Below are 25,313 nucleotides of genomic sequence, written 5' to 3'. Positions count from 1 at the left end.
TCGGAACGGCCATGAAATTGGGCCGACTAGCGTCGGCCCCTTCGGAACTGCTACGGCTCGGGTGTGGGTTCGGTCGACGGCGCGAGCGCGTCGCCAATCGTCATGCCGGTCGGCGCTTCCGGTTGTTCGGGTTCGGCCACCGGCAGCGTGGCGTTCTCCGCGCCCTCGGCCGCTTTCACAAGACTTGCCGTGATGCGCCGCGTTCCCGTATTGATGGAGAGCAAGCGCACTTGCACGGTCTCGCCTTGTGCCGGCGCGGTAGCCGGATCGAACTCGGACTTCGGCACCATGCCCGTGACGCCGGGCAACACTTCGACCAGCAAGTAGTTCTGCGTCGCTTTGATCAAGACGGCCGGCACGACCGTGCCTTCGACGAGTTGATCGGGCACCGTCTTCCACGGGTCTTCAAGCGAGTGTTTGACCGACAGGCTGACTTTCTTGGCCTCGGTATCGAACTTCATGACCTCGACCATGACTTTGTCGCCGATGGTCACGACTTCGCTCGGATGCTTGATGCGCGACCACGACAGTTCGCTGTTGTGGATCAGCCCATCGATGCCGCCTAAGTCCACGAATGCGCCGAAGTCGGCCAGACGAACGACCGTGCCTTCGCGGATTTGGCCCGCTTGCAAGGTGGAAAGCAATTCTTGCTTCTTCTGATTCAGTTCTTCTTCGAGCACGACGCGCTGCGAAAGAACGACGCGGCGGCGCTTGTGATCGAGGTCGATGACTTTGAGCCGCAATTCCTTGCCGACCAACTCATCGAGATTGCCGACCGGATGCCGGCGGATCTGCGATGCGGGCACGAAGCCGCGCATGCCGAGATCGACGAGGACGCCGCCCTTGACCACTTGCGTGACGGTGGCGTTGATCGCATCGTTGCGCTCGTGCGCCTCGAGGACTTTCTCCCACGTCTTCAGCGCGCGTGCGCGCTTTTCGGAAAGGTACATCGTGCCATCGCCATCGCCGTCGATGCGGTGGACGAGCACTTCAAGCGTGTCGCCGACTTTGAGATCGGAGATCGACAGACCGGATGACAATTCGCGCGACGTCACCACGCCTTCGGATTTTCCACCGATGTCGACGAGGAGTTCGTCGTTGGATTTTGCGACGATGAGACCTTGGAGCACTTGGCCTTCGTCGAGGGTCTTGAGGCTTTCTTCGTAGAGCCGCTGCTCGAGAGCGAACTCGTCGTCGGGTGCTTGCGCTGGTTCGATGACTTCGGTATCGGCCATTATGGGGAATTCACCTATGCTTTGCTAAATTTCGACCACATACTCGGTCGATCGCCCTTGAGCGGATCGATGCGCGGCACACACAAGAAGACGAATCTCGATGTTATCGCTGGCAAGTGGAGCAGTAGAACGTGCTCCGTTGGGCCAGAACGATGCGCCGTACCGGACCCCGGCATTGCAGACAATGCAAGCCGGAACGCCCATAGACGGAGAATTGCTTCTGAAAACTGCCCTCCTTTCCTTCAGAATCAACGTAATCGTTCAGACTTGAGCCGCCCGATCGGATCGCGCGTCGAAGCACGAGACGCAAACTTTTGAGCAAGCCAGCGCATTCAGCAGATGTGAGGCGGCCGGCCGCGCGGCGCGGCCTGATGCCCGCGAAAAAAAGCGCTTCACTCGCATAGATGTTTCCTATACCAGATAGTCTGCGCTGGTCAAGCAACCAGACCTTTACCGGTGTGCGCCGCCCCGCCATCATTTCTTTCAAATCGTTGGAAGTGAGTTGCGGATCAAGCGGATCGCGGCCGACAGCGAGTTGCGCAGCGGCATCGCCGCGCAGCAGACGCATGCGCCCGAATTTGCGCGCATCAGAAAACGTGAGAACGCTCGCGTCGCGAAACGTGATGCGCGCGCGCTCGTGCGCGTGAACCTGCACATTCGGCGAGCCCACGAGCAACCGGCCCGTCATGCGCAAATGCACCGCGAGCGTGAAGCCGCCGCTCAGTTCGATGGCGACAAACTTCCCGATGCGGGTGACGCCGTTGATCTGTTTGCCCGCGAGCGCGGACAACGGGAGGCTGCGCGCATCGACGGTGCGCTGCCACGAGATGCCGATGGTCGCGATGCGTTTGCCGCGCACGCGCGCATGCAGACCGCGCGCGATCGTTTCGACTTCTGGAAGTTCCGGCACTACACGTCTACGCGATATCGCCCCAGGTGGGGCCGGACTTGAGATCGACGACGAGCGGCACGCGCAGATTGAGCGCGTGTTCCATCGCATCGCGCACCGCGTTCTCGAGCTGCGGCAACGCAGCGGGTTCGACTTCGAAGATCAATTCGTCGTGCACCTGGAGCAAGAGTTGGGCGGGCAACGCAGCGCTTTCGATCGCGCGCGCGATCCGCAGCATCGCGAGCTTGATGAGGTCGGCGGCGCTGCCTTGCAACGGCGCGTTCGTGGCGATGCGTTCTGCCGTCGCGCGCAGCATCGGGTTGGCGGCCTTGAGACCGGGCAAGTAGCGGCGCCGCCCGATGATCGTGGAGACGTAGCCGTCCACGCGCGCCTGACTGATCGCATGTGCGATGTAGTCCTTCACCATGGGGAAACGGGCGAAGTACGATGAGATGAACTCCCGCGCCTCGCCGCGCGAGATGCCGACCGCCTGCGCGAGGCCGAATGAACCCATCCCGTACAGGACGCCGAAGTTCACCGCTTTCGCGCGCCGCCGCAGCTCGGCCGGTACGGGCTCGCCTTCGGGCACGTCGAACACGATGCGCGCGGTGTAGGCATGGATGTCCTCGCCGCTCGCAAACGCGGCGAGAAGCGTCGCATCGTCTGCGAGATGCGCGAAGAGGCGAAGCTCGATCTGCGAATAGTCCGCGGCCAGCAATATACGGCCGCGTGTCGGCGCGGTAAACGCGCGCCGGATGCCGCGACCGATCTCGCTGCGAACGGGGATGTTCTGCAGATTCGGATTGTTGCTCGACAGCCTGCCGGTGGCGGCGCCGAGCTGGCCGAACGTCGTATGCAGCAATCCGCCGCTATCGATCTGCAGCGGCAGCGCGTCGACGTAGGTGGATTTTAGTTTCGTCGCTTCGCGATAGTCGAGCACGCGGCGGACGATCTCGTGTTCTGCAGCGAGCGGACCGAGCACTTCGATGCCGGTTCCCCAGCCGGTTTTCTTTTTCGCGCCGCCGCCTATCCCGAGCTTGTCGAAGAGAATGGCGCCGAGCACTTTTGTCGAGTTGATGTTGAACGATTCGCCGGCGAGCTGATGGATCGAAGCGGTCGTTTCGTCGATGACCGCGTCGAGCTTCGTCCGAATGCGATCGAGCTCCACGAGGTCGAGCCTGAAACCGGCGCGCTCCATCGCGCCGAGGACCGGCGCGAGCGGCATCTCGACTTCCGTGAACAGACGCATCATGCCGGCGTTCGTGAGGTCCTCGCGCAGCGGCACCGCGACTTGGGCGATCGCGGCCGCTTCCGACGCTTGCGCCGCGGTAACCGTTTCCCCCGATCCGAACAGTTCTAACGAAGCGTTCTGCGCCGCGGCCGGTGCGGCGCCGGAGACGCCGTACGCGGCGGCGATGTCAGGTAAGCTCACGCCGATACGATCCGCGTCGAGCAGACCGTATGCGAGACTCGCGTCGAATACGAGTCCGTTCAAGGTGAAACCGGCATCCGCCGCCCAACGCCACAGCCGCTTGACGTCGAGCGCGACGATTGCGGGCAGCGGTGACTGCAAGATATCGGCAAGCGCGGCGCGCGTGGGAGCGTCTGCTTTCAGCACGCTCGCCGGCACGATGAACGCTTCTTTCGAACTCGGTAATGCGATCGCGATGCCGTCGGGTTCGCCGCCATCGCCCACGAGAGCGATCGCGATCTCGGGCTCGAGCGCCGCGCGCGCGATATGGCTGCGCGCCTCATCGGGCGATGCCGTGAGCGTGGTGCGCCAGGCCGGTCCGGCAGCGATGCGCGCCGGTCCGGCTGCGGATTGAGCCGGCGCGGCATCGAGCGATTCCGTTCGGCCGAGCAGCGTGCGAAATTCCATTTCGCGATAGAGCTCGATGAGGCGCTCACGCTCGGGCGGCGCATACTCGAAATTCTGCCAACCGACTTCGATGTCGAGCGTGCGCTTGGCTAACGAGACGTCGCGACAGCGCCGCGCGAGGTCGGCGTTTTCGGCGAGCAGGCGCCCGATGCGATCCGGCTTTACTTCGCTCGTGTGCGCGAGAAGCTCGTCGAGCGTGCCGAACTGCGCGATCAGCTTGGCGGCCGTTTTTTCGCCGATGCCGGGCACGCCGGAGAGATTGTCGGACGGATCACCTTTGAGCCCGCGATAGTCGGCGAGCTGCGCCGGGCGTAGCCCATAGCGTTCGAATACGGCCGCTTCGTCGTAGCGGACCAGATCGCTCACGCCGCGCTTCGGCGTCAGCACCGTACAGTGCTCGTCCACGAGTTGGAGCAGATCCATGTCGCCGGAGACGATGACCGACTGAAAGCTGTCCTTGGACGCGTGATCGGCGATGGTGGCGATGCAGTCGTCGGCTTCTTCGCCTTCGATCTCGACCACCTTCACGCCGTAGCCGTCGAGCACGCGGCGGACAAGCGGGAATTGCGAGCGGAGCTCGTTAGGCATGTCCGGGCGGTTCGCCTTATACGTCGGCATCAATTCCAAACGCTCGGGAGGGATGCCGGCATCGAAGCACGCCCCGACGTGGGTCGGCTTCTCTTTGGTCAGCACAAGATTGAGCATGCGCTCAAAACCGTAGACCGCGTTCACGGCGGTCCCGTCAGAGCGCGTCAGCGGCGGCAGCGCGAAGAACGCGCGATAGACGAGCGCGTAAACATCGAGCAGCATCAGCTTGCGTTCGGAAGGCGGATCCGAGGAACGCGGGCGGGCGCTCATCAGCGCAGGCGTGCCGGTTCCGGCAGCGGAGCGGCTTGCAGATCGCTCGCGCGCCGTGCGGCGCCGGCCGGTAAGAACGCCGTCAAAACGGTGCCGGCGACCGCGATACCGACAAGCACCCAAAGGACGATGCGCAACCCCGCGAGGTCGGCGAGCCCGCCGAGCAGCGCGACGCCAAGGCCGCCGAGCCCGGACGTGAAGCCGATGACGAGCGAAGCAGCGAGCGCGAGGCGCCCGGGCATGAAGTCTTGGGCCATGACGACGCTGATCGACGTGGTCGAGATGATGCAGGCGCCGGCCAGCGCTAACGCGGTGACGCCCATCGCGCCCGGCGAAATGATGTACGTCGCGAGCAGCAGCGGCACGAAGGCGAGGCTTGTCAGCATCGTGCGCTTGTTGCCCACGCGATCCGCGATGGCGCCGCCGACGATCGTGCTGAGCGCGCCCGAAGCCAAGATCGCGAAGAGCAGCGGTCCGGTGAACGATGTCGGCCGATGCAGCACGTGCACAGCATACAGTGGAACGAAGACGAGTACGCCGCTGTAGATCATCGAACGCAGCGCGACGACCGCGATGAGCAACGCCATCGGCCGCCTATCGGATCGTATTCTGCCAGGCGGCGCCGCCGCGGCGTGCGCTGACTCAGCGCGTCCGATCGCCGGACCGGCGAGCAGCACAAGGCCTGTGGCCACGACTCCCGGCACGATGTAGATCCACGTGCCCCCGGTGCCCGCCCATGCGACGATCGCCGTCACGACGAGCGGACCGAGCGCCACGCCGATATTGCCGCCGATCGAAAAATACGACATCCCGGTAGCGCGTGCCGTTCCCGAGACAAAGCGCGCCGATTTCGTCGCTTCCGGATGGAAGATCGCGGAGCCGATGCCGGTGAGCGCAACCGCGGCGAGCACGAGACCGTAGGTGGGCGCCTTGCCGAGCATCGCAAATCCGCCCGCGGCAAGCAAGACCCCCATCGGCACGAGATAGCGTTTCGCGCCGCGGTCGGAGACGATGCCGAAGATCGGCTGCGCGATCGACGACGTGACCTGATACGTCGTGGAGATTGTGGCGAGCAGCACGTACGAGAGCGCGAACTCCGACTGCAGATAGGGCAGCATCGCCGTGAGCGCACCGGCGGTGACGTCCACCGTGAGATGTCCGAAACTGAGCAGCGAGAGCGCCCTACGTTTCACGTCTTCGCGTCCGCCCGGTTCGCGATCAATTCTGCGACGACGGCCCTCGTGCGCGGCGCGGCCACGCGAACGTGGCGATCGAGATACTCCGCCAGCCTGCGCAGATCGTCTGCCGTTCGAACCGAAAAATTCCCGACGAGCGGCGCGCAGGAGAGGCCACGCTGTGCCGCGGCGACGACGAGGTCGGTCGCAGCGTGATCGCCTTCGAAGGCGACGTCTACGAAGATCGGCGTCGGCTTGTTCACCGCAGCCACGTAGATCGTATCGCGATCTCCGGCGCCGAACGCCAGTCCGTACTGGTCGACCTGACCAAGCGCGCCGTAGACGACGTCGGCCGGCACGTGCGGCGCGTCGAGTCCCATCACCGCGACGTGGGTGAACCCGCGCGCGAATGCGGCGCGCGCGGCATGATCCCAGCGCGCACCAATGGTGCCGCCCGCGATGTCCGCGACGTCGCCCGCGCCGGATGTCAAGGTGGTAAAATCGGAGGCCGCATCGGCCGGCACGCACCAGAGCAACGAACAGGCGGCTTCGGGCCGGCCGAATCGCTCCGCAAGATCGCCGATGACGGCGCGCGCGAACCGAGCATCGGCCGCGCGACCGATCTCCGTTTGCAGTGCGGAAGGCGTGCGCCGATCCGGATGCTCTGCGACGATCGCGAGCACCGCTTGCCGTTTTCCGATGGTCACGTACGAACGAACCTCGAGCGGGCGGCGGCGCTTGCGAAAGGTCCGCCTGGTGAATGCGTGGCAGTTGGGGCGCGGATGCATTTTATTTCGCTTGGGTTTTCATCGCGGCCTGCGACGCTTGCGCTCTTCGCGATGATCGCTGTGTTGCTTGTCGCTGTTCCTATTGTCGCGTATTGGCGCTCGCGATTCGATGATCCCGACCGCGCGGAGGAACGCCGCGTCAAACACGCCCGCTACGCGCGTTCGCTCGTCGTGATCTGGGCGATCACCGCGCTCGCGCTCTATGCCTTACGACTGTACGGTATGGGTGTTGCAGACGTCGGCGTCCGCGCGCCCCACGAGCCGTGGCAATACGCGTTCGGATTCGCGGTGCCGGCGCTCTTCGCGCTCGCCAACTTCGGACGCACGAGCATCTCGCCGGAATATCTGCAGCGGGTGCGGCGCGTGATTCCGGTGGATGCGTCGGATTGGGTCTGGTTCGTGCCGGTCGCGCTGACCGCCGGGATCTGCGAAGAGTTCCTCTATCGCGGCTACGCGCTGACCCAAGTGGCAGCGATCACCGGCAGCCTGCCCGCGGGTTTCGTCCTCTCAAGCGTTGCGTTCGGTTTTGCGCACATCTATCAAGGCCGCATCGGCGTGATCGGCACGGCTATCACCGGCGCGCTCTATGCGACCGTCTTCCTCGCCACCGGGTCGGTCGTGCCATGCATGATCGGGCACGTCGGTCAGGATATCGTCGCGGGACTCTTGTATTCGCGCCGCATCCGAGCCATAGATGCGAGCGCGCCCGACACGGCTTGAGACACGTGTCGGAGTGAGCGGTAGGGCCCACTATCGGGGCGCTCGAAGATGTCCTGACTCTCGAAGGAGGCCAGTTCCACGTGACCTACGTCATCTGCGAGCCCTGCATCACCGTCAAAGACAAATCGTGCGTTGACGTCTGCCCTGTCGACTGCATCCACGGCGGCGACGAGGATAAGATGCTCTTCATCGATCCGACGACGTGCATCGACTGCGGCGCATGCGTCGCCGCGTGCCCGGTCACAGCGATCTACGCCGAGAGCGAAGTGCCGGAGCAGTGGACGGATTATACGAAGATCAACGCGGAGTACTTCGAGAAGAAATAACTGGTCGTTCGTCGCCATTTCCGTAGAGGGGCAAGCAACGCTTGCCCCTCTACGTTTTTTTAGAATGCGTAGAACAAATTTGGTGAGGCGGACCATAAAGGTCCGCCCTACATCATTTGCGGACGAATTTCCAACCGAAGCGGCCCTTGATGCACAAGTGACCGTGCGTCACGTCGTGGTCCGCGGGCGAGGAAACCTTGACGATCTCGCCATCTTGTGCGTGGACCGTGAGCGTGCAGCCGACGCCGCAGTAGCCGCAGATCGTGTCGGTCTTCGTCTGACGCGCTTCGTCCCACGTCCCCGCTTCGCGCATCTCGTGTTCGCTCACGAACATCAACGCGCCGGTGGGGCAGACGCCGATGCAATTCCCGCAGTAGACGCACGCCGAATCGGGCAAACCGACGTCGAACTCCGTTGAGATGTGCGCGTCGAACCCGCGACCGGCCGTCGCGATCGCGAACGTGTTCTGAGCGTCTGTGCCGCAGGCTTCGACGCATTTATAACAGAGGATGCATTTCGAATAGTCGCGGACGTAGAGCTCGTTGTCCACTTTGACCGGCTGCTTCACTGCGCGCGCAGCAGCCCCGAATCGCTCCGCCTTTGCACCGTAGCGCTCCATCTGGCGCTGCATGTCGTCCGCCAGCGACACGTCCACCGACGACGCCAAGAATTCCAGCACCATCCGCCGGCTCGCGCGCACGCGATCGCTGTCGGTGCGGATCTTCATGCCGTCTTCGACCACTCTGGAGCACGCGGGCACGAGGGTGCGTGCGCCTTCGAGCTCCACGACGCACACGCGGCAGACATTGACCGGCGTGAGCGTCTCCAAGTAGCAGAGCGTCGGAGTTTCGACACCGGCGGTGCGGCAGACGTCGAGAATCGTGGCGCCTGCCGGCGCCGTGGTAGCGACGCCGTCGATCTCGAGCGAGACGCTCACGCCGGTATCGGCCGAAACGCTCACGCCCGTCTCCACGCACCGAAGACCGGGATTTTTGCAAGCGCCGATTCGACCGCGCTCGATGCGGTCTGGCCGAGGCCGCAAATGGACGCGTCGCGCATCACTTGGCCGATCTCGCGCAGCAGACGCATTTCGTCGTCCACGCTTGTGCCGCTTGCGAGCGCGAGCCGATCGAGCGATTCTTCCTGACGAACGGTGCCGATGCGGCACGGCACGCACTGTCCGCACGATTCGTGGCGGAAGAATCTCGCGATGCGCCGCACGATGGCCGCAAGATCGACTGTTTCATCGAAGACGATGACGACTCCAGAGCCGAGCGTAGCTTTCACTTCGCGCATGCCGGCGAACGTGAGCGGCGCGTCTAACTCATCGGGCAGCACGAATGCGCCGGCCGCGCCGCCGACCAACACCGCTTGGAGCGTGCCGCCGCCTCGCACGCCACCCGCTCGATCGATGAGCGCGCGCAACGTCGTGCCGAACGTGACCTCGTACAATCCGGGGCGCGCGACATGGCCCGAGACGCAGAACAGCTTTGTTCCCGCCGCGTCGGGCGTGCCGATCGCCGCATATGCCGCGCCGCCGCCGGTCACGATGTCGAGCACGTTGACCAATGTCTCGACGTTGTTGATCACGGTCGGCTTGCCGAACAATCCCTTGCGCACCGGGAACGGCGGCTTGTTGCGCGGCTCGCCGCGAAAGCCTTCGATAGAATTGAAGAGCGCCGTCTCTTCGCCGCAGATATATGCGCCCGCGCCGCGCCGTACTTCGACGTCAAAACGCAGACCGCGGTTCATCACATCCGCGCCGAGCAGACCGCCGTCGCGGGCAGCTGCGATCGCGGCTGCGATCCGTTCGAGCGCGCGTCCATACTCGCCCCGTATGTAGATGTAACCTTGTTCGCTGCCGATCGCGAACGCGGCGATCGTCATCGCCTCGATGATCGCGAACGGATCTTCTTCCATCAAGACGCGATCTTTGAACGTGCCCGGCTCTGATTCGTCGGCATTGCAGACGACGTAGTGCGGGCGCTCGGGCTCGCGCGCGACGGCTTCCCACTTCCGTCCGGCCGGAAACGCGGCGCCGCCTCGCCCGATCAGTTTCGATGCGAGGATTTCGCGGATGACGCCGTCCGGTCCGAGATCGAACGCGCGGGCCAGCGCGCTGTAGCCGCCGGCGCCGCGATACGCAGCGAGATCAAGCGGATCGCCGTGCCCGATCCGGCGCAACAGACGCAGCTGCGGTTCGCCGTCTTGCGGCAACGTGCACGGTCTATCGGGAACTACTGCGGCGGGATTGGCAAGCACTGTTTCAATGGAAGAAAGCGTGGCGGGAGCCAATGCCCTTATGTGCGGTTGCAAACCCGCGGCCGTGAACAGCGCCGCCGGCGCTTGTTCGCAGAGTCCGAGACACGGGCTGCGCAGCCACGCGGCACCGCTATTCACCGCACCTTCGGGACCAAAGCGTTTCTCGACGTCGCGAATCAATGCGTCGCAACCCGCTGCCATGCACGCGACGTCGTCGCAAATGCGCACGGTAAGCGGCGGCAACTGATCGGTGGAGAGCAGATCGTAGAAACTGACGACGCCGAACGCTTCAGCCGGCGGCACGGTCAAACGCCGGCAGATGTAGCCGAGCGCGCCGCGGCTCACCCAACCTACGCGATCTGCGGCGGCGTGCAGCGCCGGCAAGAGCAGATGGCGGCGACTTCGCGCCTCGCGGCCGCTAACGCCATTCTCAAGGTGCGGACCGAGCAGCGCGTCGACAGCGGCCCGCTCATCGTCGGTCGGCTCGTCCGTGAGATGATGGAGATCCACGCTTACTCCCCGGCGGTCGCTGCGCCGGTCGCGAGCTTATCTATCTTCACCGCGGTCGCCTTGAACTCGGCGGTGCCGGATTTCGGATCATTCGCCTCGATCGTGAGCATGTTGGTCTGCGTATCGAAGTGAAACGTCATGAACGCAAGTCCTGGCCGCACGGTATCGTCGATGCGCACCGGTACTTCCACGGAACCGCGGCGCGAGCTGACCCGAATGCGCTCGCCGTCACGGACGCCGTAGCGCCGCGCATCTTCCGGGCAGAGGTCCAGCGATTCGCCGCGCCGCAGCGGCGACGAATACTGACCGGTTTGCACGCCGCTATTGAACGAGTCCAGCCGGCGACCGGTGGTCAGCAGCAACGGATATTCGTCCGTGACAGGGTCCGACGGCGGCTCGTGCTCGACGACGCTGAACGGCGCGCGCGGGCCGCGAGCCGGTTTTTCCCACAGCCGCGCGTGCAAGAATTGCTCGCCCGGATGGTTCTCGTCGTAACACGGCCAGCGCAGACCGTCCAGCGCCTCCAGCCGCGCGTACGACATGCCGGCGTGCATCGGGCTCAACGTGCGCAGCTCATCCCAGAGTTCTTCAGCGGTGGGCGAACCGAGATCGCGGCCAAGCCGGCGCGCCACTGCACAGACGATGTCGATATCGTCTCGCGCGTTGCCCGGCGGATCCACCGCCTTGCGCACGCGCTGCACGCGCCGCTCGCTGTTCGTCACCGTCCCCTCCGACTCGCACCAGCCGGTCGACGCCGGAAAGACGACGTGCGCCAATTCAGCGGTCCGCGTCAAGGTGATATCCTGCACCACGAGATGATCGAGCGATGTGAGGATGGATTCCGCGCGGTGGCGGTCCGCTTCGGAGACGGCGGGATTTTCGCCGACGATGTAGAGCGTCCGCAGCTCGCCGCGTTCGGCGGCGTCGAACATCTCGTTGAGGCGCCAGCCTCGTTCAGACGGGATCTTCACGCCCCACGCCTTGTCGAATTTCGTCCGAGCATCGTCGTCGCTCAGCGCTTGAAATCCGGGCAAGCGATCGGGAATCGCGCCCATGTCGCCGCCGCCCTGCACGTTGTTCTGTCCGCGCAATGGATTCAATCCGCTGCCGTAGCGGCCGACATGCCCCGTGAGCAGCGCGAGGTTGATGAGGGCGAGGACGTTGTCCGTGCCGTTGTGGTGTTCGGTGATGCCAAGCGTCCAGCAGATGATCGCTTTGTCTGCGGTCGCGTAGTCGCGTGCCGCACTGCGGATGACCTCGGCGGAAATACCGGTGATGGATTCGGCGCGTTCCGGCGTGTAGGCTTGCACGCTCGCGCGATACGCTTCAAATCCGGTCGTCGCATTTGCGATGAAATCGCGATGTTCCAAACCGAGACGGATGATCTCGTTTGCCATCGCGTTTGCTAGCGCGATATCCGAGCCGACATTGATACCAAGCCAGGTGTCCGCCCACTGCGCGCTCACCGTCTTGCGCGGATCGACAACGAGAAGCTTCGCACCGCGGCGCACCGCCGAGAGCACGCGGTGGAAGAAGATCGGGTGTGTCTCGCGCGCGTTCGAACCCCAAAGGAAAATACAGTCGGTTTCCTCGACCTCTTGGTACGAATTGGTGCCGCCTCCGGCACCGAACACCGCCGCCAGACCGGCGACGCTAGGGGCGTGTCAGGTGCGGTTGCAGCTGTCGATGTTGTTGCTGCCGACGACCGCCCGCGCGAACTTCTGCGCGAGGAAGTTGAATTCGTTGGTCGTCTTCGAGCAGCTGAACATGCCGAACGCCTTTGGCCCGGACTTACGCAGGACGTCCGAAAAGCCGCGAGCAGCTCGATCGAGGGCTTCATCCCACGTCGCCACGCGCAGAGCGCCGCCGTCACGGACCAGCGGGTCCGTGAGCCGATAGGCTCCTTGTTTCACGCTTGAATCGTGCCTCCGTGCCGGGCGAGGTTCATCGCCCGCGGCGCCTTGTCCCACTTCCAATTCCAGGCGTTCGGACGCCCGCCGACTCGGCAGGCCGATTAAGGCGCGCCTCAAAATCCGCCGATACTTTTAGAGGATATGGGCGGGCACACAGGAGTCCGCCGGCCACCGGTTGCGGGAGACGGGGTTTCAGTTTTACGACGTGCGCGACGAAGTGAAGAATCGCTTCGGCTGGCTGCTCCGTCTGATGGGCAGCACTTCTCCATTGCCGCCTGCCGCTCGCGACCGCGAAGAACAACTCGGTCCGCTTCCCCTCGGTCAGGCCGAAGAACGCCTTCCGTCGTCGGCCGGCGCGTCCGAGCACGAAGACGATTTCGAAGCGCTCCTCAATGAAAACCGCATCCGCACCGTCTTCCAACCGATCGTCTCGCTGACCGACGGCACCGTCTTCGGATACGAAGCGCTCTCGCGCGGTCCCATCGGCACGCACCTCGAGAGCGCAGACTCGCTCTTCCAAGCAGCGCGCACTCGCAAGCTCACACGTCAGCTCGAACGCATCTGCCGTTTCAAAGCGATCGCGAGCGCATCGAGTCTGCCCGCCGGATGCTACCTCTTCTTGAACATCAGTCCCGGCGTGCTCGAAGAACGCAACGCGGGTTTGTCGCGCGACGTCATGGACCAGCATCGCCTCGCGCGCGAGCGCATCGTTTTGGAGATCACGGAAAAAGAAGCGATCAACGACTTCGATCTTTTCAAACGCACGCTGCTCCATTACAATCGCCAAGGCTTCAAAGTGGCGATCGATGACGCAGGCGCTGGTCACAACAGCTTGCGCGCCGTCACCGAAGTGCGGCCACACTTCATCAAACTCGATATGGCGCTCGTGCGCGACATCGACCGCGATCGCGCAAAGAACGCGCTCGTCTCTGCCATCATCATGTTCGCGCGGCGCATCGATGCGCGCGTGCTGGCGGAGGGAATCGAAACCGTCGAGGAGTTGTCTTCGCTGATCGAGATCGGCGTGGACTACGGTCAAGGGTATCTGCTTGCCCGCCCGGCCGCGGCATTCGTCGAACCAAAGCAGGAGATCGCAGCGTATATCCGCGAGCGCGCGATCGCCAGCCGCACGATGCCGGCGCCCAAACGCCTGGCGATCGGAACCATAACGAGGCGCGCGCCGGCACTTCCCCCGAGCGCGTATACGAGCGAAGTGCTCGAGATCTTCGACCGCCATCCGGATCTGGACAGCGTCGTGTTGACGGAGTTCGGCGCGCCCGTCGGTCTCGTGAGCCGGACAAAACTCTACGAACGGCTCTCGCATCAGTTCGGTTATTCCATCTATTCCAAGCGCCCCGTTCGGCTCGTCATGGATGACTCGTATCTCTCGGTTGACGCGAAGGATTCGATCGACGACGTCGCGCGCAAAGTCGTGCACCGCCGGCGCACCGAGCTCTACGATGAGATCGTCGTCTTGGAGAACGACGTCTACGCGGGCGTGGTCTCAGTGCGCGATCTGCTGCACACGATGACGGAATTCCAAGCCTCGGTTTCGCGCCACACGAATTCGCTGACTGGATTGCCGGGCAGAGCGCTCGTCCAAGCCGAGATCGAACGGCGCGCCGCGTCCGGCCGGCCGTTCGCGCTTCTCCACGTGGATATCAACCATTTCCGCACGTACAACGACCGCCACGGCTACGGCCGCGGCGACGAAGTCATCCGCGCGCTCGCCGACTGTCTGGTCAGCGCGGCACGCGACAGCGATGCGGCGAACGGGTTCGTCGGTCACATCGGCGGCGTGAATTTCGTCGCGTTATGCGCCGAAGACCGCATCGAGCAGATCGGCCGGCACGTCCTCGAAGACTTCAACCGGAAGATCGCTGCGCTTCACGTGTCGCGGGATCTCGCGATCATCGGAGAAGATCCGCTTGCGGGTCCGACTGAAGTGACCTTGGCGCTGGTCGGCATCACCGCAAACAATGTCACCGCGCCGTCGTACGCAGGCCTAGCCGGCCGCGCGCAGCGCTATAAGCGCATCGGCCGCGGTACGGCGCACGACTCGTTCGTATTGGACGGCAGATTCGTCGTCGGAAACGCCGGCAACATCACAACCCTCGGCCGCCCCACCGCCGGTTAAATTGATGGTCCACCGGCGGGCCATGAAGGCCCGCCCTACAACGGTACGCCGGCGGGCCATGAAGGCCCGCCCTACATTGGTTACGGGAGGCGTTGGACGGCGAGCGGGGTTTCAACAGCGCCGTTTGACGAAGGTTCAACGCGATACGCCGCACCCGTCGGCGTCGCGCTGACGATCGTTTGCAAGACCCCATCGACAAAGTGAAGCGCCACGCCGTCGTCGGTCGCGATGCCGGCGGGGAGCGCGCGTTCAGAGACAAGACGGTGAAACGCCGGCCGGCGCTCGGGCTCGGCGTCGTAGTGCGGACAATTGCTTCCGCTCAGAAAGCCGAGACACTGAAGCGGCGTGAGCGGTCCGGGCACAGAATCGGTAACGCCAGAATCGAACCAGCAGATCGAACCGGCGCTTAATCCCGAGAGCACAATTCCAGAATCATACGCTTCGCGCAGAAACCGGTCGAGCGACCATTCGCGCCAGAGCGCGAGCATGTTCTTTGTGTTGCCGCCGCCCACGTACACCGCATCGTGTTCGAAAATGAACGAACGCAGATCCGCGCGCGGCGGATCGAAGAGCGAGAGATGCGTCGGCGCGCACGCAAGCGCGCCAAACGTGTTGTAGAAGCGCTCGATGTAGGTCAGCGCGTCACCGCTTGCGGTCGGGATGAAGCAGATCTTCGGCCGCGGCAGTCCGGTGGACTCGAGCACGTAGCGGTCGAGGCGGCGATCGTCCGGCATCGACGAGAAACCGCCCCCGCCCATAGCGATGATCTGACGCTTCTTCACGGCTGACGGATACTATAGAGAGAGGCCGCGCTCATGCGCGGTCTGCGCCCCGTTTCGCGAACGGCAGCGTGAACGTAAACGTGGTGCCTTCGCCTTCGGTGCTCGACACCGAGATGCTGCCGCCGTGCGCTTCGATCAAACCCTTGGAGATGACGAGGCCAAGACCGGTCCCCGGGCGATTGCGCCCGCCGCGATCGACCTGCGAAAATTTCTCGAAGAGCCGGGGCAGAGCGGATGCGGGTATTCCGACGCCGGTATCGATGACATCGACGCGCAGGAACGGGCCATCGGAGCGCACGCGCACCATGACCGCATCGCCGCGGTGGGAATACTTCACGGCGTTTGAGATCAAGTTCGACATGATCTGCTCGACGCGGTCGGGATCGACCACCACCGGCGCCAAGCCGCGCGCGAATTCCGCCGTCACCGCCACGCCGTACTCTTCGGCATACCCGGCGACGCCCGCTATGGCTCGTTCGAGCAAGCGCGTCGCGTCGCACGGCTGCTTGCGGATCGTCAGCTTGCCGGCTTCGATCTTCGACGCATCCAAGAGATCGTTGATGAGCCGCAGAAGGCGCTCCGAATTGTTGCGGACCATCTGCAGCAGTTCGAGCGCACCGCTCGCATCCGCCGGCACTTGCTCGAAGAGCAGCGCCGTTGCGCCCTTGATCGAGGTGAGCGGCGTGCGCAGTTCGTGGCTTACGGTGCTGATGAAGTCGGCCTTCAACTGTTCGACTTCGCGCGCGGCCGTGATGTCGCGGAACGCGTGGACCATCGCCGTCACCGCGCCCGCGGCGTTGCGAAGCGGCGACGCGGAAACCGCGACCCAGCGTGACGTCTTGCCGAAGTAGACCTCGTAATTTTGGACCGTCTGCCGCGACGCGCTGTCGGCCGACGCTGCATCGAAGGCCGCGCGATCGAGCTCTTCGAGCGAGCGCCCGCGCCGGTCGACGCCGCTGACCACGCTGTAGCCCTGCGCCATCGCTTCGTCTTCCGGCACCCCTGCGATGCGAGCGGCCGCGACATTCCAGAGGAGGAGTGAGCCGTCAGCCGCCGTGACGTAGACGCCGTCCGCTGTGCCCGCAAGCACTTGCTCGAGCGTCGACTTTTGATCGCGGATCTCGTCGAACATCTTCGCGCGTCCGAACGCAAGCGCGAGCTGCCCCTGGACCAGTCGCATCGTCTCGAGATCGGTGGGCGAGAAACGACGCGCGACGCGCGAGACGAGTTCCAACGCACCCACGACGCGTCCGCGGTCCATCAGCGGCAGTGCGACTACTTGATTCAATTCGAGTTGCGCCGCGATGCGTTTCACGCCCGGAGCGAGATCGCTCGCCTTGATGTCGTCGACGATGACGATTTCCGCTCGCGCAAGCGATCGCCGAAGCGCGCTATCGGCGGCATCGCCGATCGTGCGTTCTGCGGCGGTCATGTCCGCCGGTGCGATCCCCGCGCTCGTCACGGCGCTGAGCGCGCCGCGTTGCGGATCGAAGCGCCACAGCACCGCGCCGTCAGCATCCAATATCGAAAGCGTCGAGACAAGCGTGTCGTGAAGCACCGCGCTGAGGTCCGCGGCGCCGTGGAGCGCGGCGCTGACGTCGTTGACGCCTTTCAGCTGGATGTTGAAGCGGTTGATCGCCGTCTCGCCATCTTTGCGCGTGCGCGCGCGCTGTAATTCCAGCAGTGCGGCGACTTGGTCGGCGGCGCGCCGAGAGCGAGAGGCAAACGCGACATCGTCTCGGTCCGTCGCTGACGCGCGCGAGATGCCGACGGCGGCGACGCAGACATCATCAACGAGCACGGGCTGTATCGATCCGCCTGCCATAGGCGATGGAATGCCGGCGACGCAACACGCGAGTGCGTGTTCCTCATCAGCGGAGAGAGCGTCGTAGCCGACCACGACGTTTCCGTCTTGCGCAGCGATGCGTAACTCCGGTTCGCGCGCAGACTGGGGCACGAATAAGACGGCTCGTTCGTCGCGAGCGTGCGTCACGAGCGAGAAGAGCGATGTCAGAGACTCGGCTAAGTCGGCCGTACCTGAATTGCGGGACGCCCGAAGACGTTCAGAATGAGCGGGCGGACGCTCAATCCCCGCCCGCCGAAGCGCGCTCATTGTATAGGGTATCGGCAACGTAGGGACGTGGAGGGAACAACTCTGCCCCGCCAGCCCTATAGGATTGGCACTCCAATGGACCCAAATCTATGATGCACGTCACACGGAGCAGTGTTGCAGAGTCGCACTGGTACCGGAGTCGCGCAGTCAACGGATTGACGAAATATGTCGCTCATGGATTCTCTCCGCCAAGTCTTCAGCGGCCGCCGCGGCGGACAGCACGGCACCCCGCGCCAGGCCGTTCGGCTTATGATCAGCCATCCGGTGCGCATGCGGCTTGGATCGACATCGACCGATCAGCCGGCGCTGCTGGAAGATCTCTCCTCGACCGGAGCATGCATTCGCACTTCGACCGTCTTCCATGTGGGCGATGGCGTCGTGCTCAATGTCAATCTTTCACCGACGCTGCGTTTTGAGCAAGCCGCAAAAGTCGTCTACGTCTTGAAGCAACAGAGCAGTTATCAGACGCGCTGCGGATTGCGTTTCATGGATCTGCGTCCGGAAGTGCGGATGAAGATCGCCAACTACGTCGCGCAGGAGCGGCACGGACGCGCGTACGGCGTGCAGCCGTTCTCGCACGGGGCCGAGCCCGCCTAACCCTCTCACCAAACCAGGCAGCCTCCATCGCGCCGCAGAACGGCCGCGTCGTGCATCTCGTCTCCCAGTCGCTTGATTTCGCGTTTGCGCACCGTGCGGACATCGCTGTCGCTTTGCGCCAGCACGTTGCGCTGAGCGCAGCCGCTATCGCCGCGGCCTCCGCCATCTGTCTTCCGCTTGGCGTTGCGGCATCGCGCAGGCCGTGGGGACGCGCGGTGATCACAGGCGTCAATGCGGTGCGCGTCATCCCGAGTCTCGCGCTGCTTGCCTTCGTGCTGCCTTGGCTCGGACTCGGCTTCGCGAGCGCGTTGACGGCGCTGATCGTGCTCGCGTGTCCGCCCATCCTCGTCAACACAGACATCGCATATCGCGGTGTCGATCCCTACGCGATCGAAGCCGCGCGCGGGATGGGCATGTCGGATGCGCAGATCGTGTGGCGCGTGCAGACGCCGCTCGCGCTTCCGGTCGTTTTTGCAGGCCTGCGTCTCGCATCGATCGAGGTCGTCGCGTCGGCGACGCTTGCGACGCTCATCGGCGCCGGCGGGCTCGGCGATATCATCATGGCCGGGCTCGAACTCGAGCAACCCGCTGAATTGCTCGTCGGATCGCTCTTAGCTGCATTGCTTGCGGTCGCGGCGGCGGCGGCTTTTTCCGCGGGCGAACGCCTCGCGGTCGCGAGGTCATGATGCGAAAGAACGACTCGTCCGCCCACGTCATGTCGCGAGGTTCTGCGCTGTCTGCGATTGCGGGTATGGCGCTCTTCGCTGGTTCGTGCGCGAGCCGCCCAGCGTCGGTCAAAGTCGGCTCGAAAAATTTCACTGAGGAACTTGTGCTCGGTGAGCTCTACTCGATCGCGCTCGAGCACGCGGGTTACCGGGTTGAACGTCATCTGAATCTCGGCGCAACCCCGATCGCTATGGAAGCGCTGCAGCGCGGCGACATCGATCTCTACCCGGAATATACGGGTACCGGGCTCGTCGTGCAGCTCAAACGCGCGCCGATGAGCGATCCGGCGAAAGTCTTCAATGCGGTGAAGGCCGCGTATGAGGCGCAGTATGGCATGACGTGGCTCGCGCCGGCGCGCATGAACGACTCGCAGGCGCTTGCGGTCGCGGCGGCGTTCGCGCAGAAGACGGGTTTACGCACGCTCTCGCAGTGCGCGCGCCTTGCGCCGCATTTGCGCCTGGGGGCGGGCGTCGAATTCTTGCAGCGGCCCGACGGGCTGCCAGGACTGCAGCGCGCGTACGGCGGTTTCCATTTCGCCGACGTCAAGGTCACAGCACTCGGATTGAAATACAAGGCGCTGCTCGCCGGTCAGGTCGACGTGGCGCTGGCCTTTGCGACGGACGGGGAGATCGACGCCGACAAGCTCATCGTGCTCGACGACGACCGGAAGTTCTTTCCGCCGTATCAAGTCGCGCCGGTCGTGCGGCTCGACGCGCTGAAGCGGTTTCCCAACATCGCGCCCGCGCTCGACCCGCTCGCGCCGCTGCTGACCGATCCGGCGATGCGCCGCATGAACTGGCGCGTGGACGGCAACGGCGAAGACCCCGCCGATGTCGCGCGCGATTTCTACATGCGCGTCGTCCTCTCGCCGTCGCGTTGAGCACATCCCCTCCGGCGATACGGTTCGACGACGTCGTCAAGACGTTCGGCCGCGCGCAGCGCCCGGCGGTGAGAGGCGTGACGCTCGATATACCGGGCGGCACATTCGCCGTGATCCTCGGTCCGTCGGGCTGCGGAAAGACGACGCTCCTCAAAACCGTCAACCGCTTGATCGAACCGTCATCCGGTAAGATCTATGTGGGCAGCGTGGACACCGCAACGATCGACCCCGTGCGCCTGCGTCGCGGTATGGGCTACGTCATCCAGAATGTCGGTCTTTTTCCGCACATGACCGTTGCGGAGAATATAGCGACCGTGCCCAGACTCATGGGCCAGGATGAAGCGCAGATCGGGCGGCGAGTCGACGAACTGCTTGAACTCGTCCATCTGCCGGCGGCTGAGTACCGAAGGCTGCGGCCCCGCGCGCTCTCGGGCGGCCAGCAGCAGCGCGTCGGTCTGGCACGGGCGCTTGCGGCCGATCCACCGATTCTCTTGATGGACGAGCCGTTCGGCGCGGTCGACGCGATCGAACGCGCGCATCTGCAAGACGAAGTCGCCGCGCTGCACGCAAAACGCGCTCGCACGGTGCTCTTCGTGACGCACGACGTTGACGAAGCCTTCCGGCTCGCCGACGTGCTGATCGTCATGCGTGACGGGCGCATCGAACAGAGCGCGGCGCCTCTTGCCATGCTCGCGCGCCCGGCGACGCCGTTCGTCTCGGACTTGATCGGCGCGGGCGACGTCGTGCGGCGATTGCGCGCGATCCCCGTCAGCGCCGCGTTGGAGTCAGCGGGCGAAGGCGGCGCGGCGGACGGACCGTTCGTGGGATCGCATGCATCACTCGGCGATGCGCTTTCGCTCTTGTTGGACGGCGCGTCACGATTGCTCGTCCGCGACGACGGCGACGTGCGCGGTGTCGTCACCGTTGCCGGCATTCTGCGCGCCGCTCGCCCCGGCGCGGGCACGGCCTAAGCCGATGTCGTATCTGTTCTCGCATCCGGACGTTGTTATCGCCGCGTTGTTGGAGCATGTCGAGCTCGCGGGAAGCGCGCTCGCGATCGCTCTGATCGTGGCGCTTCCGTTCGGCATCCTGGTCGCGCGCACGCGCGCCATCCGGCCCACGGCACTCGCGCTCTTGGGAGCGGTCTACGCGGTGCCAAGCCTTGCGCTGTTCGCGCTGCTCGTGCCATCGTTAGGTCTCGGTTTTGCGCCGGCGGTCACGGGGCTGGCCGTCTACGCGATCGTCATCGTCACCAACAGCGTCGTCGCCGGCATCGTCGGCGTGGATCCGGCAGTGGTGGAGTCCGCGCGCGGCATCGGTATGAACGGCGCGCAAGTGCTCTGGCGCATCGAGCTGCCGCTTGCGCTGCCGGTGATCGTGGGCGGTCTGCGGGTGGCGGCAGTTGCCGTGATCTTCATCGCCTCGATCGCCGCGCTCGTTGATGCCGGCGGTCTAGGGACACTGATCCTCGCCGGCATCGACCAGAGCAATTTGCCGAAGGCCGTCGCGGGAACGCTCGCGTGCGTGGCGCTCGCGCTCGTCGTGGACGGCCTGCTGCGGCTGACTGAACGCCGCCTCCGCATCGGGTAAAACAGCGGACTGCGTCGACCCCTCCACTGGCACTCATTCCACGAACGATTTGAGCCGAATGAGCGCGTGATCCCACTGATCTGATATTTTTGCCAGGTAGCGACGGACTTCTTCGAGTCGCTTAGGCTCCAGTTGCCAAATGCGCTCCCTGCCGCGCCGCTCGCTTCGTACGAGCCCCGCTTCGTGAAGTGCCTGCATGTGTTTCGTCACCGCTTGGCGCGAAATGTCTGCGCCTCCCGCGAGGTTGGTAACGGAGAGCGGTCCACCTCGGCAGAGCTTTGCGATGATCTGCAGACGCGATTCATCGCCGAGCGCCGCAAGGATCGCGGCGACGCTCACGACTGGTGCAGCCGTACGTACTTATCGACAAGCTGCAGGATCAAGCTCCAACCCTCTTCGTTGGCCTCGAATGCGTCTGCCCGGCGCTTGACCGGTATCGCATCGAACCCCGACTCAATAACGGTAAGCATCGTGCCGCCTTCAGCCTGCTCGAGCGTGAACGTCACCGTGGTCATAGGTTCTTTGGAATAATCGACGGCCGGATCGAGTGCGAACGGGTGCCAGCGGAACGACAAGGTCCGCATGGGCTCGAAGCGCTCCACGAAAAGGGAGACCGGTGTCCCGGCGTATTTCTCTTGCATCTTCGCCACTTCAGCATCAACAGTGGTCGGCTTGATCTTTCCGGTCACGTGCGCGCCAGCCGCAAACGGTCCGTTCAGCTCCATACCGAACCAACTGCCGAACTGCGCCGAATCGCTGATGGCGCTCCAGACTCGCTCCTGCGGCGCGCGCAGCAAGATATGCTTCTCGATTCTATCCGTGGACGATTCCATGTGCAACCTCCTGGTTGCACATGAGTGTATCACGCCTCACATCAAAGCGCAACCTTTTGGTTGCACGTTATGGGACGCCCGGCGGACCATGAAGGTCCGCCCCACAATTAGACGGCGCGGAAGAGATTGCTGCTGAAGCGTTTGCCGGTGTCGGTCCAGGTTTGGACGAGCTCGAATCCGCCGCCGGAACCAAGCGATCGCAGCGTCGGTTCATCGTACTTGTACGAAGATTCCGTGTGAATGGCCTCGCCCTCCGCGAACTTCACTTCTAACTCCAGTGCGCTAACGCGAACGGTCTGGGCGCACCGGCTGACGAGGTGCATCTCCATTCTTCCGTGAGGCTCATCGTAGCGCGCCAGATGGTCGAAGAGGTCGAGGTCGAACTCACCGCCCAACTCTCTATCGATCCGAGCGAGAAGGTTGAGATTGAACGCGGCAGTCAACCCGAGCGGATCGTCGTACGCCGCTTCGAGAACCGCGGGGTCCTTTCGGAGGTCGGCGCCAAGCAAGAGCGCGTCGCCGGGTGCAAGCACTCTGCGCAGCGCGCGCAGCACTTCGACCGCCACATGCGGTTCGAAGTTGCCCACGTTCGAGCCCAGGAAGAGCGCGAGACGCCGCGCCCCGCCGTGACGTGAGATCCGCTTCAAGCCCTCGAAGTAATCAGCTGCGATGCCGTCAACGCGCACCGAAGTGAATTCTCGGCTGAGCGCTTCTGCGCTCGCTTCGAGTGCGGATGTCGAGATGTCTATAGGCCGATACGTCAGCGACGGTTGATCTGCAAGCGTGGCTGCGATGATGTGGCGCGTCTTCAACGCGCTGCCGCTTCCGAGTTCTACGATCTCGAACGGTCCGCCGACCGATTTCACGATTTCGCCGGCGTGCCGTCTGAGGATCTCGTCCTCGGCCCGCGTCAGATAATATTCGGGCAAAAGGCAGATCGCCTCGAAAAGCGCCGAACCAAGTTCGTCGTAGAAATATTTTGAAGGAAGCGTTTTCGGCGACGCGGTCAGGCCGGCTCTGACGTCCTGGGCGAAAGTCACCGGCGCAAGTTGCCCGGGTCGTGCGGAGGTCCCTGCGCGCGGCACTCGAACCGCGCTCGGCATGGAGAAGCGCATCACGTCGGACGACGGTGCGTACACCACGCTGGAATCGTGGGGGACGCGCGGGCCTGCGCTGCTGTGCGTGCACGGCATGACGAGTTCGCGCAAGGCGTGGGCTCGACTCGGAGAGCATTTCACCGGAACCTACAGGGTCTTCGCGTACGACCAGCGCGGCCATGGCGACTCCGCCGCCTTCACAAGCCCGATGACACTCGAACGGGGTGTTCGCGATCTCGACGCCGTCGCGGCTCACGTCGACGGAGATATCGCTGCGCTCGTCGGCCACTCATGGGGCGGAGCGATCGTCATTCTTGCCGGCCCTGCATCGAGAGCCGGAGCGGTGATCGCCGTTGATCCCGTCTTGCGCGTCATGCCTGGCACCTGGCAGTCGGAATACCTCGACGATGCCGAACGCGACTTCGCTCTGCCCTTTGACGAGCTTGCAAAGGATCTACGGAAACGGCTGGCCGACTGGCCGCCGATCGATATTGAAGGCAAGATGCACGCGGTGCGGCAGATGACGGCCGAACCGATCGCGCGACTTGCGTCCGACAATCGAGTGGAAGAAGGCGGTTGGAATATCCTCGCGCAGACCGAAGCGTACCCGAAGCCGCTTGTGGTTTTCGCGGCCGGACCGGCGGACTCTGTCATGTCGCCGGACGATCTCCGTGAGTTGAAAGCCCGCGGCGGCGCGAATGTGTTCATCCGGCAGTATCCCGATCAGGGACACAACCTTCATCGCACGGCGTTCGACCGTTTCACCGCAGATATCGAACGACTGCTCAATAGAGCCGAGCCGTAGTAGGGCGAGCATCGCTCGCCCCCGTCAATCGTAGAAGGGCAAGCATCGCTTGCCCTCACTTGTGGGTTTCCCTAGGCGGTCGCGTGCTGGTGCAGGTCGTTCAGGTCTTCGAGGATGTTCAGCGTCACCGCGTCTTTGACGTTGGCGTTATCAAGGCCGATCGTCTCGCGGATACGCTTGCATGTATCGTCCCCGTGGTTGTAGCCGAGCACGGCAGCATTGTGCTTCTTGATCGTTTCAGCATCGGTCTTGCCGTTTTCTTTGATCCAAGACTCGAACTGAACGTACGTGGGTTTGCTCGCTTTGACGTATTCGATCACTTTGCCGCGATCGAGACCGAGAGCCGATATCGTCATCTGGTCAAATCCTTGACCGCAATAATCGTGACCCTCGGGTAGGAGGCCGGCATTGCCGAGCGTGAGTTTTGTCCACAAACGAGGCAGATGCGCCACGCCGAGTGGACCCATCGTCGAAGAGCTGATGATCGGGATATACTTCGTGGAAGTTGCGGTTGCCATGGGTTATCGTGACCTCCAGTGGTCGAGCGGGAGTGCAGTAAGAAACGGGTTACGTTTTCACAGCGGCTGAGCGGCGCGATGCGAAGGTGAGTTCGGCGATGCCGGACTTGTCGAGCTCGCCAAGTCCTGCCGCGCGCATCGCGTCGAATTGTCGCTTCGTGGCCTCGGCGAGCGGCAGCGACAGTCCGGCCTCGTGTGCGAGGTCGAGCGCGATGCCGGAATCTTTTGCCGCGTGCGCCGCCGAGAAATAGCACGCATGGTCGTGGTTCTGCATGTCCTCGCCGTCGGTCTCGAGGACGCGTGAGTTGGCACCGGTCTGCGCGAAGATCTCGCGCAGCATGGTCAGATCCAGGCCGAGGGACTCACCCAAACCCAATCCTTCGGCTAGACCCGCAGTGTTGATGTTCATGACCATGTTGACGAGCGCTTTGACTTTAGCGGCTTCACCGGCTTTGCCGACGTAGCGCAGAGACGAGCTCATCTTCTCGAGCATTGGCTTGACGCGCTCGAAAGCAGACTGCTCGCCGCCGCACATGAGATAAAGCGTGCCCGCGCGCGCTTGCGAGATCGAACTCGCCATGCACGCTTCCAGTGATTGCGCACCCGCCGCTTTGGCCAGCCGTTCCACCTCGACGTGGATCTCCGGCGAGACCGTCGCGCAGTTGACGAAGATCTTGCCG

At 63.9% G+C, this 25,313-nt stretch carries 24 protein-coding genes; 9 read left to right on the top strand and 15 right to left on the bottom strand.

Annotated elements, in window-relative coordinates:
* Positions 1 to 50: 50 nt before the first annotated feature.
* The 5 genes from VKT51_10985 to VKT51_10965 all read right to left on the bottom strand — a co-directional run bounded on the left by VKT51_10985 (position 51) and on the right by VKT51_10965 (position 6,743).
* Positions 51 to 1,235 (bottom strand): S1 RNA-binding domain-containing protein, encoded by a 1,185-nt coding sequence (locus VKT51_10985; GenBank protein ID HLJ84688.1) that lies wholly within the window; start codon positions 1,233 to 1,235, stop codon positions 51 to 53.
* 103 nt (positions 1,236 to 1,338) lie between these two features.
* Positions 1,339 to 2,145 (bottom strand): bifunctional DNA-formamidopyrimidine glycosylase/DNA-(apurinic or apyrimidinic site) lyase, encoded by an 807-nt coding sequence (gene mutM, locus VKT51_10980; GenBank protein HLJ84687.1) that lies wholly within the window; start codon positions 2,143 to 2,145, stop codon positions 1,339 to 1,341.
* Between the two features lie 7 nt (positions 2,146 to 2,152).
* Positions 2,153 to 4,813: a DNA polymerase I gene (polA, locus tag VKT51_10975; protein ID HLJ84686.1), complete on the bottom strand. Its 2,661-nt coding sequence runs from the start codon at positions 4,811 to 4,813 to the stop codon at positions 2,153 to 2,155.
* A 47-nt stretch (positions 4,814 to 4,860) separates the two neighbouring features.
* Positions 4,861 to 6,054, bottom strand: a complete 1,194-nt coding sequence (locus VKT51_10970) for an MFS transporter (GenBank protein HLJ84685.1) — start codon at positions 6,052 to 6,054, stop codon at positions 4,861 to 4,863.
* A complete protein-coding gene (locus VKT51_10965) occupies positions 6,051 to 6,743 on the bottom strand; it encodes a DUF2064 domain-containing protein (GenBank protein ID HLJ84684.1) in 693 nt (230 codons plus the stop codon). The genes VKT51_10970 and VKT51_10965 overlap by 4 nt, the downstream gene beginning before the upstream one ends.
* Between VKT51_10965 and VKT51_10960 the strand changes: the two genes are divergently transcribed.
* Both VKT51_10960 and VKT51_10955 read left to right on the top strand, forming a co-directional pair.
* Positions 6,723 to 7,544, top strand: a complete 822-nt coding sequence (locus tag VKT51_10960) for a CPBP family intramembrane glutamic endopeptidase (GenBank protein ID HLJ84683.1) — start codon at positions 6,723 to 6,725, stop codon at positions 7,542 to 7,544. The two genes, VKT51_10965 and VKT51_10960, sit on opposite strands and share 21 nt — an antisense overlap.
* A gap of 80 nt (positions 7,545 to 7,624) precedes the next feature.
* Entirely contained in the window at positions 7,625 to 7,870 is a 246-nt protein-coding gene (locus VKT51_10955; GenBank protein HLJ84682.1) for a ferredoxin family protein, read from the top strand.
* A 112-nt stretch (positions 7,871 to 7,982) separates the two neighbouring features.
* On the opposite strand, the gene VKT51_10950 is transcribed toward VKT51_10955, so the two are convergent.
* The 3 genes from VKT51_10950 to fdhF are packed head-to-tail and all read right to left on the bottom strand — an operon-like array spanning position 7,983 to position 12,555.
* Positions 7,983 to 8,831 (bottom strand): 2Fe-2S iron-sulfur cluster-binding protein, encoded by an 849-nt coding sequence (locus tag VKT51_10950; GenBank protein ID HLJ84681.1) that lies wholly within the window; start codon positions 8,829 to 8,831, stop codon positions 7,983 to 7,985.
* Positions 8,828 to 10,642, bottom strand: coding sequence for an NADH-ubiquinone oxidoreductase-F iron-sulfur binding region domain-containing protein (locus VKT51_10945; protein ID HLJ84680.1), 1,815 nt, complete (start codon positions 10,640 to 10,642; stop codon positions 8,828 to 8,830). The genes VKT51_10950 and VKT51_10945 overlap by 4 nt, the downstream gene beginning before the upstream one ends.
* A 2-nt stretch (positions 10,643 to 10,644) precedes the next feature.
* Complete coding sequence (gene fdhF, locus VKT51_10940) at positions 10,645 to 12,555, bottom strand: formate dehydrogenase subunit alpha (GenBank protein ID HLJ84679.1); 1,911 nt, start codon at positions 12,553 to 12,555, stop codon at positions 10,645 to 10,647.
* Positions 12,556 to 12,772: 217 nt separating this feature from the next.
* Between fdhF and VKT51_10935 the strand changes: the two genes are divergently transcribed.
* The gene (locus VKT51_10935; GenBank protein HLJ84678.1) at positions 12,773 to 14,692 is read left to right on the top strand and encodes a bifunctional diguanylate cyclase/phosphodiesterase; all 1,920 of its coding nucleotides are present in this window, start codon (positions 12,773 to 12,775) and stop codon (positions 14,690 to 14,692) included.
* A gap of 80 nt (positions 14,693 to 14,772) precedes the next feature.
* Here the strand turns inward: VKT51_10935 and VKT51_10930 are convergent, their stop codons facing one another.
* Together VKT51_10930 and VKT51_10925 are read right to left on the bottom strand one after the other, a co-directional pair.
* A complete protein-coding gene (locus VKT51_10930) occupies positions 14,773 to 15,474 on the bottom strand; it encodes a peptidase E (protein HLJ84677.1) in 702 nt (233 codons plus the stop codon).
* Positions 15,475 to 15,505: 31 nt separating this feature from the next.
* A complete protein-coding gene (locus VKT51_10925; GenBank protein ID HLJ84676.1) occupies positions 15,506 to 17,467 on the bottom strand; it encodes an ATP-binding protein in 1,962 nt (653 codons plus the stop codon).
* Between the two features lie 294 nt (positions 17,468 to 17,761).
* On the opposite strand from VKT51_10925, the gene VKT51_10920 reads away from it, so the two are divergent.
* Genes VKT51_10920 through VKT51_10900 form a run of 5 tightly spaced genes read left to right on the top strand, consistent with a single transcriptional unit; the run spans position 17,762 to position 21,380 of the window.
* Positions 17,762 to 18,184: a PilZ domain-containing protein gene (locus VKT51_10920; protein ID HLJ84675.1), complete on the top strand. Its 423-nt coding sequence runs from the start codon at positions 17,762 to 17,764 to the stop codon at positions 18,182 to 18,184.
* 50 nt (positions 18,185 to 18,234) lie between these two features.
* Positions 18,235 to 18,870, top strand: a complete 636-nt coding sequence (locus VKT51_10915) for an ABC transporter permease (protein HLJ84674.1) — start codon at positions 18,235 to 18,237, stop codon at positions 18,868 to 18,870.
* Entirely contained in the window at positions 18,867 to 19,790 is a 924-nt protein-coding gene (locus tag VKT51_10910) for a glycine betaine ABC transporter substrate-binding protein (protein HLJ84673.1), read from the top strand. Before VKT51_10915 ends, VKT51_10910 begins: the two co-directional genes overlap by 4 nt.
* On the top strand, positions 19,787 to 20,761 hold the full coding sequence (locus VKT51_10905) for an ABC transporter ATP-binding protein (protein ID HLJ84672.1): 975 nt from the start codon (positions 19,787 to 19,789) through the stop codon (positions 20,759 to 20,761). The genes VKT51_10910 and VKT51_10905 overlap by 4 nt, the downstream gene beginning before the upstream one ends.
* Positions 20,762 to 20,765: 4 nt before the next feature.
* Positions 20,766 to 21,380: an ABC transporter permease gene (locus tag VKT51_10900; GenBank protein ID HLJ84671.1), complete on the top strand. Its 615-nt coding sequence runs from the start codon at positions 20,766 to 20,768 to the stop codon at positions 21,378 to 21,380.
* Positions 21,381 to 21,413: 33 nt separating this feature from the next.
* Here the strand turns inward: VKT51_10900 and VKT51_10895 are convergent, their stop codons facing one another.
* The 3 genes from VKT51_10895 to egtD all read right to left on the bottom strand — a co-directional run bounded on the left by VKT51_10895 (position 21,414) and on the right by egtD (position 23,253).
* Positions 21,414 to 21,719 (bottom strand): metalloregulator ArsR/SmtB family transcription factor, encoded by a 306-nt coding sequence (locus VKT51_10895; GenBank protein ID HLJ84670.1) that lies wholly within the window; start codon positions 21,717 to 21,719, stop codon positions 21,414 to 21,416.
* Complete coding sequence (locus tag VKT51_10890) at positions 21,716 to 22,213, bottom strand: SRPBCC family protein (GenBank protein ID HLJ84669.1); 498 nt, start codon at positions 22,211 to 22,213, stop codon at positions 21,716 to 21,718. Before VKT51_10890 ends, VKT51_10895 begins: the two co-directional genes overlap by 4 nt.
* A gap of 107 nt (positions 22,214 to 22,320) precedes the next feature.
* Positions 22,321 to 23,253, bottom strand: a complete 933-nt coding sequence (egtD, locus tag VKT51_10885) for an L-histidine N(alpha)-methyltransferase (protein HLJ84668.1) — start codon at positions 23,251 to 23,253, stop codon at positions 22,321 to 22,323.
* A gap of 61 nt (positions 23,254 to 23,314) precedes the next feature.
* On the opposite strand from egtD, the gene VKT51_10880 reads away from it, so the two are divergent.
* A complete protein-coding gene (locus VKT51_10880; protein ID HLJ84667.1) occupies positions 23,315 to 24,115 on the top strand; it encodes an alpha/beta hydrolase in 801 nt (266 codons plus the stop codon).
* 71 nt (positions 24,116 to 24,186) lie between these two features.
* Here VKT51_10880 and VKT51_10875 read toward each other — a convergent pair whose 3' ends face one another.
* Both VKT51_10875 and VKT51_10870 read right to left on the bottom strand, forming a co-directional pair.
* The gene (locus VKT51_10875; GenBank protein HLJ84666.1) at positions 24,187 to 24,633 is read right to left on the bottom strand and encodes a hypothetical protein; all 447 of its coding nucleotides are present in this window, start codon (positions 24,631 to 24,633) and stop codon (positions 24,187 to 24,189) included.
* Between the two features lie 49 nt (positions 24,634 to 24,682).
* On the bottom strand, positions 24,683 to 25,313 hold a 631-nt coding region (locus VKT51_10870), incomplete at its 5' end, for an NAD-binding protein (protein ID HLJ84665.1).

The organism is Candidatus Eremiobacteraceae bacterium, assembly GCA_035295225.1.
Classification (GTDB): Bacteria; Vulcanimicrobiota; Vulcanimicrobiia; order Eremiobacterales; family Eremiobacteraceae; genus JABCYQ01.
This window is presented reverse-complemented; position numbering and strand designations above follow the sequence as displayed.